21 protein-coding genes are annotated in these 15,175 nt (G+C 54.0%); 15 read left to right on the top strand and 6 right to left on the bottom strand.

Going from position 1 to position 15,175, the window contains the following annotated elements; all coding sequences use genetic code 11:
* The 3 genes from AC07VR_RS23625 to AC07VR_RS23635 all read left to right on the top strand — a co-directional run bounded on the left by AC07VR_RS23625 (position 1) and on the right by AC07VR_RS23635 (position 3,228).
* Positions 1-348 (top strand): darcynin family protein, encoded by a 348-nt coding sequence (locus tag AC07VR_RS23625; RefSeq protein ID WP_495012751.1) that lies wholly within the window; start codon positions 1-3, stop codon positions 346-348.
* A gap of 180 nt (positions 349-528) precedes the next feature.
* Positions 529-1,509: an IS5 family transposase gene (locus AC07VR_RS23630; RefSeq protein WP_495012752.1), complete on the top strand. Its 981-nt coding sequence runs from the start codon at positions 529-531 to the stop codon at positions 1,507-1,509.
* A 1,119-nt stretch (positions 1,510-2,628) separates the two neighbouring features.
* Entirely contained in the window at positions 2,629-3,228 is a 600-nt protein-coding gene (locus tag AC07VR_RS23635) for a trypsin-like peptidase domain-containing protein (RefSeq protein WP_494991716.1), read from the top strand.
* 547 nt (positions 3,229-3,775) lie between these two features.
* Here AC07VR_RS23635 and AC07VR_RS23640 read toward each other — a convergent pair.
* The gene (locus AC07VR_RS23640; protein ID WP_494991738.1) at positions 3,776-4,045 is read right to left on the bottom strand and encodes a hypothetical protein; all 270 of its coding nucleotides are present in this window, start codon (positions 4,043-4,045) and stop codon (positions 3,776-3,778) included.
* Here AC07VR_RS23640 and AC07VR_RS23645 point away from each other — a divergent pair.
* Positions 3,948-4,283: a hypothetical protein gene (locus AC07VR_RS23645; protein WP_494991266.1), complete on the top strand. Its 336-nt coding sequence runs from the start codon at positions 3,948-3,950 to the stop codon at positions 4,281-4,283. The two genes, AC07VR_RS23640 and AC07VR_RS23645, sit on opposite strands and share 98 nt — an antisense overlap.
* Positions 4,284-4,957: 674 nt before the next feature.
* On the opposite strand, the gene AC07VR_RS23650 is transcribed toward AC07VR_RS23645, so the two are convergent.
* Positions 4,958-5,173: a hypothetical protein gene (locus AC07VR_RS23650; protein WP_494991267.1), complete on the bottom strand. Its 216-nt coding sequence runs from the start codon at positions 5,171-5,173 to the stop codon at positions 4,958-4,960.
* A gap of 229 nt (positions 5,174-5,402) precedes the next feature.
* Positions 5,403-6,083 (bottom strand): SOS response-associated peptidase family protein, encoded by a 681-nt coding sequence (locus AC07VR_RS23655; protein WP_495012753.1) that lies wholly within the window; start codon positions 6,081-6,083, stop codon positions 5,403-5,405.
* 980 nt (positions 6,084-7,063) lie between these two features.
* On the opposite strand from AC07VR_RS23655, the gene AC07VR_RS23660 reads away from it, so the two are divergent.
* On the top strand, positions 7,064-7,399 hold the full coding sequence (locus AC07VR_RS23660; RefSeq protein WP_494991270.1) for a hypothetical protein: 336 nt from the start codon (positions 7,064-7,066) through the stop codon (positions 7,397-7,399).
* Between the two features lie 70 nt (positions 7,400-7,469).
* Here AC07VR_RS23660 and AC07VR_RS23665 read toward each other — a convergent pair whose 3' ends face one another.
* Entirely contained in the window at positions 7,470-8,012 is a 543-nt protein-coding gene (locus AC07VR_RS23665; protein ID WP_495012754.1) for a DinB family protein, read from the bottom strand.
* A gap of 234 nt (positions 8,013-8,246) precedes the next feature.
* Here AC07VR_RS23665 and AC07VR_RS23670 point away from each other — a divergent pair, with 234 nt between their 5' ends.
* From AC07VR_RS23670 to AC07VR_RS23680, 3 genes are all read left to right on the top strand, one after another.
* Positions 8,247-8,963: a metallophosphoesterase gene (locus AC07VR_RS23670; RefSeq protein ID WP_494991272.1), complete on the top strand. Its 717-nt coding sequence runs from the start codon at positions 8,247-8,249 to the stop codon at positions 8,961-8,963.
* Between the two features lie 379 nt (positions 8,964-9,342).
* Positions 9,343-9,738, top strand: coding sequence for a hypothetical protein (locus AC07VR_RS23675; protein ID WP_494991273.1), 396 nt, complete (start codon positions 9,343-9,345; stop codon positions 9,736-9,738).
* 196 nt (positions 9,739-9,934) lie between these two features.
* The gene (locus tag AC07VR_RS23680) at positions 9,935-10,327 is read left to right on the top strand and encodes a VOC family protein (protein ID WP_494991274.1); all 393 of its coding nucleotides are present in this window, start codon (positions 9,935-9,937) and stop codon (positions 10,325-10,327) included.
* A gap of 113 nt (positions 10,328-10,440) precedes the next feature.
* Here AC07VR_RS23680 and AC07VR_RS23685 read toward each other — a convergent pair whose 3' ends face one another.
* Entirely contained in the window at positions 10,441-10,599 is a 159-nt protein-coding gene (locus tag AC07VR_RS23685) for a hypothetical protein (protein WP_494991275.1), read from the bottom strand.
* On the opposite strand from AC07VR_RS23685, the gene AC07VR_RS23690 reads away from it, so the two are divergent.
* The 4 genes from AC07VR_RS23690 (at position 10,589) to AC07VR_RS23705 (ending at position 12,238) form a co-directional block, all read left to right on the top strand.
* The gene (locus AC07VR_RS23690; RefSeq protein WP_495012755.1) at positions 10,589-10,753 is read left to right on the top strand and encodes a hypothetical protein; all 165 of its coding nucleotides are present in this window, start codon (positions 10,589-10,591) and stop codon (positions 10,751-10,753) included. The two genes, AC07VR_RS23685 and AC07VR_RS23690, sit on opposite strands and share 11 nt — an antisense overlap.
* Before the next feature lie 25 nt (positions 10,754-10,778).
* Positions 10,779-11,435 carry a VOC family protein gene (locus AC07VR_RS23695; RefSeq protein ID WP_495012756.1) on the top strand — a complete coding sequence of 219 codons (657 nt, stop codon included), beginning with the start codon at positions 10,779-10,781 and terminating at the stop codon, positions 11,433-11,435.
* Positions 11,436-11,443: 8 nt separating this feature from the next.
* Positions 11,444-11,845, top strand: coding sequence for a hypothetical protein (locus AC07VR_RS23700; RefSeq protein ID WP_495012757.1), 402 nt, complete (start codon positions 11,444-11,446; stop codon positions 11,843-11,845).
* A 201-nt stretch (positions 11,846-12,046) separates the two neighbouring features.
* Positions 12,047-12,238 (top strand): DUF2188 domain-containing protein, encoded by a 192-nt coding sequence (locus AC07VR_RS23705; protein WP_494991277.1) that lies wholly within the window; start codon positions 12,047-12,049, stop codon positions 12,236-12,238.
* Positions 12,239-12,382: 144 nt separating this feature from the next.
* On the opposite strand, the gene AC07VR_RS23710 is transcribed toward AC07VR_RS23705, so the two are convergent.
* Complete coding sequence (locus AC07VR_RS23710) at positions 12,383-12,796, bottom strand: DoxX family protein (protein WP_495012758.1); 414 nt, start codon at positions 12,794-12,796, stop codon at positions 12,383-12,385.
* Between the two features lie 389 nt (positions 12,797-13,185).
* Here AC07VR_RS23710 and AC07VR_RS23715 point away from each other — a divergent pair, with 389 nt between their 5' ends.
* From AC07VR_RS23715 to AC07VR_RS23725, 3 genes are all read left to right on the top strand, one after another.
* The gene (locus tag AC07VR_RS23715) at positions 13,186-13,428 is read left to right on the top strand and encodes a hypothetical protein (protein ID WP_494991279.1); all 243 of its coding nucleotides are present in this window, start codon (positions 13,186-13,188) and stop codon (positions 13,426-13,428) included.
* Between the two features lie 460 nt (positions 13,429-13,888).
* The gene (locus tag AC07VR_RS23720; RefSeq protein ID WP_495012759.1) at positions 13,889-14,701 is read left to right on the top strand and encodes a class I SAM-dependent methyltransferase; all 813 of its coding nucleotides are present in this window, start codon (positions 13,889-13,891) and stop codon (positions 14,699-14,701) included.
* A gap of 48 nt (positions 14,702-14,749) precedes the next feature.
* A complete protein-coding gene (locus tag AC07VR_RS23725) occupies positions 14,750-15,001 on the top strand; it encodes a hypothetical protein (RefSeq protein WP_494991281.1) in 252 nt (83 codons plus the stop codon).
* Positions 15,002-15,175 lie beyond the last annotated feature (174 nt).

The following is a 15,175-nucleotide window of genomic DNA, read 5'->3' on the forward strand; positions in this document are numbered from 1 at the left end:
ATGGCAACGACATCACTGAGTGTTTTCATGTTGGTCAAGACCACCCAGGAATGGCTGGGGTTTTCAGTCGAGCATCGCTTTGAGCTGATGCGCACGCAGATGGAGCCGATTTTGCGAAAGCATGCGGCACAGGTCTCGATGCGGTTTTTCGACATCGAGTTCTATTCGGCGCGGGTCACCGATCTGTGGTTGTGGGAAACCGACAGTCATCATGCGTATGAACTGCTGGTGGAGGATCTGCGGAAGACGCCGTTCTGGGATCGGTATTTCACCATCGTCGAGATTTTGCCGGGGGTGGAGAATGCCTATGCCAAGAATAATGATCAGGCGCCCTTGTTGAGTGCGTAATGGGGTTTCGTGTAGCTGCCGGCAGACGGCGTCCGGGCGCACCACCGTAGTGTGCCCGGACTCCGCCTCACGGGCCGCAGCGGCACGACAATGAACTAACCGCTCAAGCCACTAGGGAAACCCTCAAAAAGACTTCCTAGTTTTGGCAAAATACCCCGACTCCACCCGCCGAGTTTTCCGATGAAGCAAATGACTTTCGCCGATGCCGAGTACGCCGGAAAACGCAAGCAGACGCGTAAAGAGTTGTTCCTGATCGAGATGGATCGGGTGGTGCCGTGGAAGGGTTTGATTACTCTGATCGAGCGGCACTACCCGAAGGGTGATGGTGGTCGTCCGGCCTATCCGCTGATGGCGATGCTACGTGTCCATCTGATGCAAAACTGGTTCGGCTACAGCGATCCAACGATGGAAGAGGCACTGTACGAGACTACTATTCTGCGCCAGTTTGCTGGGCTGAACCTGGAGCGCATTCCCGACGAAACCACCATCCTCAACTTCCGTCGCCTACTGGAAAAGCACGAGCTGGCGGCAGGGATTCTGGGTGTGATCAATGGCTATCTGGGTGATCGCGGCCTGTCGCTGCGTCAGGGCACCATCGTCGATGCCACGCTGATTCATGCGCCGAGTTCGACCAAGAACCAGGACGGCAAGCGCGACCCGGAAATGCACCAGGCCAAGAAAGGCAATCAGTGGTACTTCGGCATGAAGGCCCATATCGGTGTGGATGACGAGTCGGGCTTGGTGCATAGCGTGGTGGGCACGCCGGCCAATGTGGCAGATGTCACGCAGGTCGATAAGCTGCTGCACGGCGACGAAAACGTGGTCTGTGCCGATGCCGGTTATACCGGAGTGGAGAAACGCCCCGAGCATGAAGGTCGCCAAGTCATCTGGCAGATTGCCGCCCGGCGCAGCACCTACCAGAAACTGGGCAAGCGCAGCGTCCTGTACAAAGCCAAGCGCAAAATCGAAAAAGCCAAGGCGCAGGTAAGGGCGAAGGTCGAGCACCCGTTCCGGGTGATCAAGCGCCAGTTCGGTTATGTGAAGACGCGCTTCCGTGGCCTGGCCAAGAACACGGCACAGCTGGTGATGCTGTTTGCGCTGTCGAATCTGTGGATGGCCCGCCGACATTTACTGGGCAATACAGGAGAGGTGCGCCTGTAATGTGGGGAATAGCCGCTGGGAGGTGCTCGCCGCGGCTAAAAAGACAGGAATGAGTGAGTGATCTGAGCGTTTTGGATCGATTCGCCACCTTCAAAATCAACGGTGGCCGAAGTCAGCCAGAAATACGTGTCTACTTCAGACCATCCTTAGTACTAGTCCTATCTGAAATCGAAAAACGGTGAACGGATATGAGATTAATCGACCGGCCTTGGCCTCTTCAATGAGGGCGACGGCTACCCGATTAGCTTCGCTCCAGGCCCTGATGTCGCTGACTGGCTCTTCATCAGAATCATCGATCACCGATGATGGGCTGGTACTGGCAGATAACCTGCTGTGTGACTTCGAATGTCGTTCGAGCGACGCTGAATAAAACGTTCTACGAAAACACCCCATGAACGAGGCAAGCCCATGGCCCTGCCCGAATTCATCGAGGCGATAGACTGCTGATAGCTGAACGCTTATCGATGGCCCGCCAAGTGCGGGCTTTTTTGGTTCTTCACGGAATTCCGGGAAACACAGAAACAAGAACACCGATTTGATTGATGATGTTTGGTCGGCAGGACCCCGGAGGAGGGGGCGGCTGGTTATGGAACACTTCCGTAATAGTGGTTGAGCACTTCGGTAGTAGTAATGGAGAACTTCCATAATGGTTTTTGATCACTTTCATGATGGTCGTGAAATGCGTTCATGATAGTTATGAAGTCTGTCGATTTACAGAGTTCAAACCCCCAAACAATGGAACCGAAAAGCCCAGAATAATCAGTGCTTTAGCGTGCAAGTATGGCGAAGTCGATGTCCGTCGTTATTTATCAGGGAGCCCATAGAGGCTACTCTTTTTACTTCAAGTTTCTGCCATTTTTCAGGCGCCAAATATTTGTTCATCTGGATGGATCGTAAAGCGATTGGCCTTAGCACGATTCATTCATACGCGCCATTAAAACTCAGCCATAAATTACAAAGCGCTTAACTAGGACAAGCAGTAAGGAGAACTAGGGTTCGACAAAAGACAAAAAATTGACAACAAAAAACAGTCACATTCTCCCTGTAAGTTGGTGATACATAATGATCAAGATCATTGCCTGCTTTTTAATAGGAGTTGTAACTGCAGGATGCAACGGTATGGTAGAGCCCGACTTTTCGGGGCCTACTAACAATTCATACTTTTTAGTCTTTTCAGGCTTTCCTTTTCCGTATCTATACATGGCTTCTGCCGTGCAATGGAACGAGGACTACGCCGTCACCACTCGCCACACCCCGTTCATCTCCAACGTGAAATACAGCTGCAGCACAGGCTGCGACCTTGTCTTCATTCAGCACAAGGCCAACGGCCGCTACCCATCATGGCGCGCACCGCGTGTGGGCGAATCCATAACTGCCGTGGGGGCAAGCCCGTACCTGGCGACCGCCACCGGGAAAGGCAAGGTGTATCAAACGCCTTTCTCCAATACCGCTGAACACAGCGGTGATCTCTATGCCATCCATGATGCCCCGCTGATCCAGGGGATGTCAGGCGGGCCAGTTATCGCCAGTGACGGCAGTGTTGTCGGCATCAATGTCGGTTTCTACTCCACCACGCTGAACAATGTGAGCGTGCAGCTGGACGTAAAGAGCGCTGAGAGGATCAGCGTCTTTATTCCTTACTCGATCATTCAGCGCGAGTGGGGGCTGTTGCAGGCAAAGCTTGACGATCCGCACGGCACGAAATATGCCGCGAAGTAGCTTTAGCCATTGCCCGGTTTGTTGGAGGGACCTTCATCCCTTTGCGCATCCTGATGTACTGCTCGGTCATGCCAATCGTGGTATGCCCGAGCTGGTCGCGCGCCCCCTGATGCTCCCGGTTGACGCTTCTCTGTCGGTAGCCGCCTTGGCTTGAAGATCGCGCATATCAAATAGTGCTTTTTCAATTCCGGCAGACCTCCGCGTGCGGATTCCACACCATCTGCACCAGGCGGCTTCAAGCCGCCTGCTCGACCTTCGCCGTCGGCCACTCAGTAAACCCAACCTTTGGTGCCTTTGTTTTCGGGTTACTGGCGATTTGTACAGGCGCAAGGGGGCGGCCTGTTGCATGGCTGGACACACCTGATATCCAGAGATGTTCAGACTTCTGTCGCTATACAGACGATCACGACATTAAATATTGCCAAGGCCGTGCCGATAACTCCGTATCTATGTATCAACGGAGTGACGAAGCATGGAAGTCAGCAATACCCAAAGCGGGTACCAGACGCCCAAAAACCTGGCCAGTCTGGGTAGTCGATTGCAGTCTCTATCCATCTTGCATGCTCAACATCACGACGCCGTTCCTGAATATTTTTGACTGGATATTCATTTTCTTCGGCTCACGGAAACGACTTGGCGACGTGCTCGCATCGACGATCGTGGTCCGATCCAGATAAAGACGATTACCACTGTTCCCATATTCAGGACGAGGAATAACCATGAGGGTTTTGATCGGGGTGTTGGCAGGAATGGTGCTGACCGGGTGCTCGTTGCCCGCATCCTTGGTGCCGGGTGAGCCAAGTGTCAGTGAGGTCACGACCAAGGTACCAAAAGACTATGCCATGTGCGTTCTGCCTGCCTGGCAGCATGAGGTCCCTAAAACCACTCAATCCGGGATTACGAATGGATACCGGATCACCGCGCCAAGCGTTGTAACGGCCGATGAGATTCTTGATATCGTGAAGTGGAAGAACGGGAGTCGGGTATCGCTCTACCAAGGCCCGCCATGGGCCAAGTCAGGCGCTCTGAACAAGTCACTGCGTGACTGTTTGTAGCGGCGCCTCTGTATACAGGTCGTCCTGTACGGTTACAAAAAAAGCTCAGTCTGGTGCTGCAATGCTGCTCAGTTAAGGCGACGACGCGATCCGTAGCAGCTGGCGAAGCCTGCGTTCGGCTGCGCAGCAGTCGCAAATCATGCAACCACGGTCAACCTGTAACACCACAGTGCCTGATTTTACGACCGCTACGCAGCCGAACGCAGCCTTCGGCAGCTGCTACGGGGAATGTGCGGAGCCAGAAATTCCTTAACTGAACAGCATTGCAGTCTGGTGCCGGGCTTTGTCGTTTCGGGGTTTTGTACAGGACAAAAAAGAGCCTCAAAGCTCTTTGATGGGGAGGAAGTAGAGCCATTGAGACTCAAGATGCGCATGAAGCGAGTGGCGAGCTTGGTAGGCGTTCAGGTCACTCACCACCCACGCAGTTGCAGGAGCATTTAAGCAACTACGTAAATATATCGTAGGAAGGTGGGATTTCACGCTCAAGTACCACTAGTCGAATGTGCCGGGATTGGTGCCAGCACCGGCGAGCCTCCATTTGAGAGACTACGACTGGTTACAGGCGTCTTGTCGCTACCGACACATGAAACAGATCCATGTCGGCTGTAGATAGGGAGGGGCCAAAGCGTATGCAGAAGCCTTTGCCTCCGCATACGTCTTTGTATCTCACTACTTCACATCCGAATGTCGAGCGATGTCGCCATCTGCGACGGCTGATAAGGCCCGGTCGAGTAGTACTCGCGAAGCTGGGCTTCAAGGCTGCGAAGGATCTCCATATCAAGCCGAAGGCCGGTCTCTCCGGGGCGATTCTGAATCAACCCTTGGGCGTATCCACCAGCGATGAGCGCATTAAGCGTGTCCCGAGCGTACTCGGCAGATTTATCAGTCATGTCCGGCCTCCGAGGCCTTTTCGTGTGGAAATAAAAAGCTACCACGGAAGCGCTGGACACCTATAGCGCCTGAATCGCAGGCACAAAAAAGCTGATGGAGACGATCGGCTATTTCGCGAAACCAGAGAGGCCCAATCATGCATGGCCCGACTGCCGCACGCCCGGTAGCGACGCCTGCTTGAACTGCCGAGTGCAGTTGGATAAGCCATCTTTTGACCGCTCAGAGAAATCAAGACACCCGCTTGATCAGTTTTGCCCCCTGGTTTCTCACATTGCCCACAGCCATGTCGACCTTGAACCATTCGAAGGTATCAGGTGGCTCGCCTTGCTTGAGGAGCATCTGTTCGGCACGTTCCTTTGGTGTTGAATGGTTGAGCCATTCCCGGGCCAGCTCCGGTGTCAGAACGACCGGCCGCCGGTCTTGGGTATCGACCAATCCTCCGACGCTTTCTGCAGTGATGATCACGAAGCCATCGTCTTCCCTCGGTTCACGGCCGCCGGCGGGGTACTGCCCGATGGCCGCACAGAGTATCGGTGCGCGGTCACGGCGCCGGATGAGGTAGGGCTGTTTCTTCGAGCCACCTTCATAGATCCACTCGAACCAGTTGTCGATTGGGGTAATGGCACGGTGTGGCCAGATCGCCCGGAAGAAATGGCCGTGCGCGACCTTTTCGACCCTGGCATTAATCGGTGGCGGCTTGTCGATTGCCCAGTGCGGGCGCCATCCCCAGCGAACAAGGTCGGCATGCAGTGCTTCGCCTTCCAGATGCAGAAGCACAACCTGGGTAGTGGGCGCGACGTTGTACCGTTCGATTGGCTGGTCGCCCACAGTGTTGACCAGCGCATTGGGCATGCTCAGCGCGGCAACGAAGTCGTGGATGCCCCGATATTGTGAAAGCCTTCCGCACATGGCAAGTCCTCCAGCCTATCCCTTAGCTTAGCTGCAGTGAGCGCATGTCTGTGACTCATTGGACCTGCCGTCTGCAGTGAAACCAATAGAGCGGAAGATCAATTATTGCAGCGGGCTTGCACTACCTTGCAGGTATTCGGAGTTCCACCTGATCGACCTGCATAGCGTCTGCAATTGTCCATTGAAGAGGTGCGTACCTGCTGCAGATTGGAACCCCATGCCAGGCCCCCCTCTCCAACAGTGGGCATTGCTTTTGCGTAGCAGCTGGAGCCCCCGGTTGGAGTTGTAGCGAGCCCCTCAGTCTGTTTATGTGCACATCCTGCAATAAACGAAAGGCAGATAGAAAAAATTGATATAAAAACCAACGACTTGTTTTTTGGTGATGATTTTTTGTTCATTCCATTTCCCCCTGTTAATGAGGTTTCTGGCCGGCATTCATGCCACTTGAAAGGTCGAGCCTCGACAGCAAGGCACTGCACCTTCTTTGGTCGTACCAAAACTATTTTAGTAGGAGGTGCAGGTCCTTGGACTCGCAGGCTATGGACTGGGGGGATCAAGGTCTGAAAGGCAAAACGATGCTGGGTAGACGGTTGCAGATTTTCGGTATGGAATCCTGGAGATTACTGGAGTAAAAAATACCTTACCCACCTCAATCCGGGGGATGCGCAAATGGTCATTACTGTCAAAGAACGCGATGAGCATCACATGTCTCATGACTCAAGTAGAGAGGGAGTCAGAATGTGGGATGTATATCAAGGAGATGTTCTTGTAGGCGTCTATCACAGTGAAGCAGATGCATTGAAGTACAAGGCTTTGCTGGAGAGCGGTCGATTGGATAGCCTCAAGGCAGCTCCGAAACACTAAGTTCGACGTGATGAGCAAGCCCGGCCCCGCGCTGGGCTTTGTCGTTCCTGCAGCGGGTTTTCTCAAGTGCGCGGAAGCAGTGATACAGTCCGCCACTTTCAGAACGAGGGAGCACTATGCGGATTTTGATTGGGGCGCTGGCGATGGTGATGTTGGCCGGGTGTTCGTTGCCCGCATCCTTGGTGCCGGGCGAGCCAAATGTCAGTGAGTTCACGACCAAGGCACCGAAAGACTACGCCATGTGCGTGCTGCCTGCCTGGCAGCACGAGGTCCCTAAAACCACTCAGTCCGACATTACGAATGGATACCGGATCACGGCGCCAAGCGTTGTAACGGCCGATGAGATTCTCGATATCGTGAAGTCGAAGAACGGGAGTCGGGTATCGCTCTACCAAGGCCCGCCATGGGCCAAGTCAAACGCTCTGAAGAAGTCACTGCGTGACTGTTTGTAGTGGTGTTTGTGTTTGCGGGTCGCCCTTTGCATTGACACGACAAAGACCGGTCCAGCGCCGGGCTTTGTCGTTACGCATCGGGCTCAGATGGGATGAGGGCGACCAGATCCGTATCACCTGCGTCGACACCCGCTTGTGAAAGCAGGGTCGTAACCTGGCCTCGGTGATGGGTCTGATGATTGAAGAAATGCATGACCAGGCTGTAAAAGCCCTTGTCTGCCGCAACCCCTTTCATGCTTGAGTAATGAAGGGTGTGATCTAAATCGGGCTCTGTAATCGAGCGAGCCCATTGGATTATTACTCGATCGAGCCACGCTCGATGCTTTGAGAGTTCCCGGATATTTGCGAACAGTAACTGGTCGAGGTTTTTCGGGTCAGGAAGCTGCCGTACCGGTTCCAGTGCCAAGTAGTTCGCTGGGTGCCTGGCAAATCGCTTTAGCCAGATCGTGTCTGCGGCCGTCACGTGGTTCAGCGTTCCGAGAATAGAACCAAAGAATGCTTTCCTGTCGGCTGAGAGTTCTTCATCGGACAGGCGTCTGGCCGCCGCATAGATCTTGGCGTTCATCCACTCGTTATAGGTTGCCATAAGGCAGACATGGCTGGTGCGGCTCACTGTTATCCTCCTGGAAGGCGCGGCGATCATTGGACGTTCACCTGGCCCGGTGACAGCGCTTCGATGCGCTGTTTTTTGCTGGTTGCCAATCATATAGCGGGACGCTTGCCAGAGGGGCGCACTCGAACCACATTAAGCGTTGGGAAGTCCCGGCAGTTGACTACCTGCAATCGTTGCTCCAGTCGCAAATGATCTGGCTGGAAAAAGGTCTACTGGAGGAGTAGGGGTGGCGATATGAGCAAGATCAAGCGTTTTGAAATCAACACCACGGGTCGCGACTTTGCCGTTGGCGACATTCACGGTCACTTCACCCGGTTACAGGCCGCTGTGGATGCCGCTGGCTTCGATCCTGCCGTGGACCGGCTGTTCAGCGTTGGTGATCTGGTCGACCGCGGGCCTGAATCGCTCGAAGTGGATGATTGGCTACTGCGCAAACCGTGGTTTCATGCCATTCGCGGCAATCATGAGCAGATGGCGATCGAATCGTACGAAGCCGGTAAGGGCAGCAGTCAGTGCGCCCTTCACTACATCAATGGTGGCGCATGGTTTTACGCCCTTTCCGGCGTCGAGCAAGGCTGTTACGCAAGCATTTTCAGCGATTTGCCGCTACTGATCGAGGTCGAGACTGCTGCCGGGCTGGTGGGGCTGGTTCACGCTGATTGCCCGTGCAGTAGCTGGTCAGAACTGGTTAATGCGATCGAGCTTGGCAATAGCGAGGCAGATCACTTGAGCGCAATCTGCCAATGGTCGCGCCATCGCCTTCAGTATGAGGACCGGTCAGTGGTTGCAGGCGTTCGCGCGGTTGTTGCCGGGCATACCCCGTTGCGCCAGGTGGCAGTGCTCGGAAACGTTTATCACATAGATACCGCCGGCTGGCTGGATGGCCACTTCACGCTGCTCAACCTGGCAACGCTCGAATGCATGCCACCGATCAACCCAACACTTCATTGAATTTGGGAGGCATGGACCGTACTCCGGGGCTCTCCACCAGCAAAAAGCTCGTCATCATTTTGTAACAGTCCGGTCGCTATAATCAGGCAACACAACGCGTGCTCTTTTTTTTTGCTGCCATTTAAGGCAGCTTTTTTTTGCCTGCCGATTTTGGCGGCAGCCTGTCAGACCTACCCATTGAGCTACGACATTTACGAGAGCGGTTGCTGCCCAAGTCAGCCCAACCTGTTCAAGCGTGCACGTCTTCGATTTCTGGCCGACGTCGCAACTGCCCCCGCTGAAACAGGCTATTTGAGGATTTAGGATCCAATCGCTAAAGTCATTGATAAATCAGCCGATAGTTTGGAATGCCAGCCACATTTTTCGGTAGGGTGTCACTATGGATGCTAACGTTTGCAACTACCACGAAATTTCGACTGAAGAAATTTTGCAAAAAATTCGCAATAAAGAAAGCTTCAAGATCAGCAAGGTTCCGTTCAGTGCCTACCAGTCGGCCGTTGAGTACACCGAGAAGTTGATAAAGTCGGCTGGTTTCAAATGCTGGGTCTACACAGTCGGCCGTATCGGCGCAGTTACCCCGACCATCGGTTCAGGCATTGGGGCGGTTATCGGTATCGGAACGGCGCTGACAATCGCAACGCACAACATAGAGAGCAAGGGCCCTGATTATGAAATAGGCCGCAACATCTATGGGTGTGACTTTGAGGTTATCTACAAGAAGAAGCCCCTCTATCTGGAGCTTCCAGACAATTCAGTTCGGCTCCAGCACGCTTAAAGGAATTCTCGCGAACGCCAGGCGCAGTCGCCCCTCATTTTTTGGGCACGCTCGAAGCAGCGGCGCTGGCCGCTCCCACAAGTCGTCACAGGCGGCATTGGGTCGAAAGTAATGGGATGGACGAAAGCCTGATGAAGCACCTGGCTTCAATATGCTAGATTCGCCGCTCAATTGGCATGACAAGGAATGTTCGTCCATGAAGTTCGGCTACATGATCATCTATGTCCCCGACGTTGCTGCCTCACTCCAGTTCTTTTCGTCCGCCTTCGGGCTTAACGTTCGGTTCCTCCATGAGTCCGCCACCTATGGCGAACTCGAAACAGGAGAAACGGCGCTGGCATTCGCTGCCGATGAACTGGCCGCGATGAACTTCAGCACCGGCCATGTCCCGGCACACTCTTCCCCCAAACCGCTCGGAATCGAAGTCGGCCTGGTTACCGAGGACGTTCCGGCCGCTCATGCCAGAGCGCTGAACGCGGGCGCCACTGAAATTTCTGCCCCAAGCACCAAGCCCTGGGGGCAAACCGTATCCTACGTTCGATGCCCTGACGGGACGCTGGTAGAACTCTGCACACCGGTACAGCAGTAAGTCGAGGTAGTGGGTAATCGGTGAGGCGACCGTAGCCACCGAAAGGTCCTGGTCTCTTCAACGGCAGTACTGGCGAGGGCGCGTAGTTCAGGTTTGAGTCAGGACGATTTGCATCACTTGCACTCCATGGAGTAATTACCGGGCACCACGGCGTGGTACATCGCGATCTGGGCCATGCACTCTTCGAGCGTGCGCCACTGGCTAAGCGGCCTGGTTTCGCAACCTTGGGCGGTGCAGTAGTGGATATACAAGGTGAACAGGGTGGCTGTCATGGTCGGCTTCCGGGATCGCTGGGCGGGCAGCTTGGTGATCACGCGCCAGAAGTGCCGCTACCTGTTGCTGTTCCTGGCGCAGAGCCTCCGTACCGCGACGATGATCCGGCACATGATATTGCTGAATGGTTACCGCGAAATTGGAATCAGTTGATCATGAGCACTAAAAGGGATTTTTAATGGAAGTCGATCACCTATTTATTTGCGTAGACGGCAACGGGCAAGAAGCTGACGCATTAACAAATTTTGGACTTGTTGAGGGCTCCCCGAATACACATCCAGGCCAGGGTACTGCAAATCGCAGGTTTTTCTTTCAAAACACATTCATTGAGTTTTTGTATCTTCACAATGCCCTGGAAGCTCAAAGCCATCTGAGCGCCCCAACCCGACTCTTTGATCGCCTGACGTCTACAGATGGCATTGCGTCCCCCTTTGGAGTCTGTTTCAGGCCTTCGGGCGTCGAAAGCAAGCCAGGCTTTGCCTCGTGGGAGTATCGTCCTGCTTACCTGCCGGCAGAGTTGAAGGTGGATGTCGGGAGTGCGCCAATCTCGGAGCCCATGTGGTTTTTCCTCTCTTTTGCCAAGCGCCCCGACCAGCTGCCAATCGAGAGAGCGCAGCCTCTAGAGCATCCGCAAGGTTTACGCGAGATCACGTCAGTTCGCATCATGACCCCCGAGGTTGAAAACTTTTCTACAGCTGCAATCTGCGCAAATCAGATGGAAGGATTTGAAATTTGTTATGGCGCTGAGCACATGCTGATTCTCGGTTTCGACGGTGAGGTCAGTGGCCAGACATACGATTTCAGGCCTGGTTTACCGATGATAATGAACTGGTGACCCCGTTGGTGCGTCCGCTGACCTGGTTTCACGACCGTCATGCCGAGGCGAACGGGTTTGTTCTGTTTTGCTGTGGCGACAAGAATCCTCGTCAGAGTGGCGTGATGGTTGGTTGTGGACTAATGCTTAAGACTGGGCAATCACTGGATATCCGGGAGAACGAAATGGCACCAGTAGACAGGCCGTCCCCCTTTAATTACGTCCACTCAAACGGCAGAGAGGCGATGATTGATTTCGAATGGGGGGATCCAGGTGATCCAATCCCCAAAGGCCTTCGTATTACCGTGAAGTACTCTGAGGACAATATTCAGAATCTTCATGAAAAAGCGATTTATAAAAGCTTCGAAGATGCAAAAAGCCAGGGCATTAAGCTCGCTGCCAATATGATCAAGGAGGCCGACCGACTGTAGGCTTGTCGTTCTCCCAAGGTGTTCGGTGCAAAGGGCGAGGGCGGGTCAGGCGGCTTCCCTTGCCGACTCGACGGCCCATGCATCAGAACCCGGCGTGCCGATTATCTGATTTTATGGAGCTTGAGCATCGTCATCAGGGGTAAGCAGCGTATAAGGTGATCTCGGCACCCCTGGATTATCTTTGCCTGAATGGAGGTGACTATGAGCGCTCCAATGCTTAGCAAGATGCAAATCAACGGTTATGAATTGATCAGTGTAAACAACGGCCCCTGGAAAGTGTGCACGCAAGGTGACCGGCTCGGATCCTTCGGCACCCGGGAAGAAGCCATGGCTTATGCGGCCATTTTGCCGTCTTACAAAGTCAGATCGAAAAAGTCGGCCGATACCCAATAGCTCGACCTTTGAATCACTTCTCCAGCCTCGGCCATGCCGGGGCTTTTTAATAGCCAGCACCAGCAGATCACCGGCTATCGTGAGGGGGCTACGATCGTGCAGCGCAAGAGATCCCGGTGAGGGGCTCCCGAGCCGCGCGCACCGCTATCTGCCATCAATCGAGTATTTGCCCGGACCTGTAATGCCCAGCAGCAGCAAGCCGCCCATGATGCTGATGTTCTTGAAATACTGGATCATGTTGGCCCCGCGTTCCGGGTCAACCATTGTCCAGAAGTGATGCCCAATCAGCGCGGTGCCGAGTACGAACAAGACGAAGAGAAAGGCGAGTGGGCGGGTGTAGAAGCCCAGGATGACCGCTATCGCCACAAAGAACTCCATGACGACTGCAACCCCCGCGGCGACCATGGGCATGGGCGCGCCAAGTGAGCCTATGTAAGCAACGGTACCGCCGAAGTTTGTCAGCTTGCCCCAGCCGGACATGATGAAAAGGATCATCAGAAGGATACGGGCGAGCAGGATGATCTCGTTTCTCTGATTCTCGAACAGGTTGTATCTCATGGTGTTCCGCCTGTGGACGTGAGAGAGGACGCACAAGCAAGTCTGGTATTGGGGACCTTGCGCGTACGTTTAACACTAGCAGCTGATTGGTAGCCTGCTCTCGGAACAATGCATGAGTCTGTAAGACCGTGCTAATTCCGAGCCGGGTATATGCTTGTGCATCGGTGTGCTCTATGGAGTAACCGCCTTTATTCAGTGATGGTAGTCATCAACTAACGCTACCGAAGGGGTAGTGCGCATTTGTTGTTGGAGTCGACAAAGTCCGGCCCCGCGCCGGGCTTTGTCATTTCCGGGGGGGCGTAAAGGCGAGGCGGTCTGCAACTGGCATGACTTGAGTGCGTGGTCTATTTCTATTTATCCCGGCACGGGGCCGGATCAGGGAGATTTCCATGCATTTGGTTGTGGAAAGGCCTTATCCCGTGGATTACATCCATCCAAACGGAGAACAAGCAAAGATCGACTTCATCTGGGGTGATCCGAAAAGCATGTCGCCTATCGGAATTACTATTTGGCTCAAGGCTGGAAAAGACTGGGTCAAGCTCGGCGAGGAAATGGGCGAGTGGTGTACCTATGGTGAGGCCTTGCGATTCGGTATTGCTATAGCCAATCAATGGCTTGGTCGACTGCGCTGATTCAGATCAGCCAGGGGCGCTTATCTCCAGAGACCATAACGCCGGGACAAAAAGTTATTAGACCCGCAGGGCGGGCTTTGTTAAAAAAGTAATTGCACGGCTCCTGCCTTGAAGGAAACAGGTTGAGGTGTGAGCGTGCCGATGAACCTCCATTTATCTAAATGGAAACCGCCCAACATTGAGCTGGGCAACGATCAATGAGTCTGATTGCCGACCTTCGGGTAAATCGCTGCGCATCTGGCCAACTGCTCGCGCACCTGTGCATAGGGCTCATTGATCCCCTTCTTTTTCTTCCTGCAAATACTGTACATTCGATGCCCCCCTGTGAGCGCCATCGCGGTGCAACGGCCTGTGGCCGATGGGTATACTCAGGCCGGTTTTTTCAGGCGCAGGAGTCGAGTCTCGTCACTCGCAGCCAATACTCAGTGAACGCCATGTCCAGTCAGGATCGGAGAATGCAATGGAAATGCAAAAAAATAAAAGTGCCATAGCCAGCAACCGGGATGCGTGGAATGACTCTGCCAAACATCATAAAAATACCGATCAATGGCAGGCGCGTTTAAGTTCGGTTAGCCGCGCGGATTTTTCATGCCTGGACCAGACCATCACATCCTTGCTTCTGCGTGTGGGGGTCGATGGCAAAGATGTGGTGCAGCTCGGCTGTAATAATGGTCGAGAGAGCCTTTCGCTTTTTGCCCTTGGCGCTCGTTCCGTGGTTGGAGTTGATCAATCCAGTGCTTTTCTCGATCAGGCGCGGGAGCTGGCGTCTCTCTCTCCCCATGATCCCGAGTTCATAGAAGCCGACATCCATTGCTTGTCGCCCGCACTCCACGGTCGTTTCGATGTTGCGTTGATTACGATTGGTGTATTGAACTGGATGCCCGATATTGCGGACTTCCTGTCTCATGTCGCGAAGACCCTCAAAGTGGGCGGCACCTTGGTGATTTATGAGACCCATCCCTTCCTCGAGATGTTCGATCCGGAGTCGACCGATCCCTTGCGTGTACACAGCTCCTATTTTCGTGTGGAGCCCATTGTCGAAGACAACGCGATTGTCTATGAGGGAAAAGTCGAGGCGAAGATCTCTCCGTTCTATTGGTTTGTCCATCAGATGGGTGACATCGTCACGGGTTCAATAGAGGCCGGGCTTCAGATCACACACTTGAAGGAGTATCCGCACTCCAATCGCGAGGAGATGTACGATCTCTACGAAAATCAGCAAGTGCAGCTACCTATGTGCTACACGCTTACGGCCATTAAGCGTCAAGCATGAGGAGCAGTGCCGTGTCAGGCACTATCGGCGGCGCAGGCTGGATGAAGAGTGACCACTGGCGCCCTGATGCGTTCATTGAGCAAATCATTGAGCTTTAATGCCGACGGTACCGAGACTTTCCAGATGGCCGGCTCTGAGGCGCAACTAGAGCACTGGACAGTCAAGGATGGAGTGATCTGTTGCATTATGCCCAAGGACCCAACCGAATGTTATCGGCTCAAAAAAGACAACGATGACTACTGGCTAGTGAAGCCGGATACCGGAGAGGTGCATTACAGCTACACCCTCGCACTCCAGTGAGGTAAGAGCCCAGGTCCCGGATTCCATGCCCGGTCATTGTGCCTAATGCCGTTCAGTTAAGCGAATGTGGTCCACTGTAGGAGCGAGCTTGCTCCGGGCGGCGTTCCGACGATGGTCGTTAACGATAACGCGTGTTTACTGGCTAAACGCGGCGCACTTAAGTCCATCGTCGGA

It is taken from the genome of Pseudomonas sp. GW821-FHT02H09 (genome assembly GCF_059421425.1).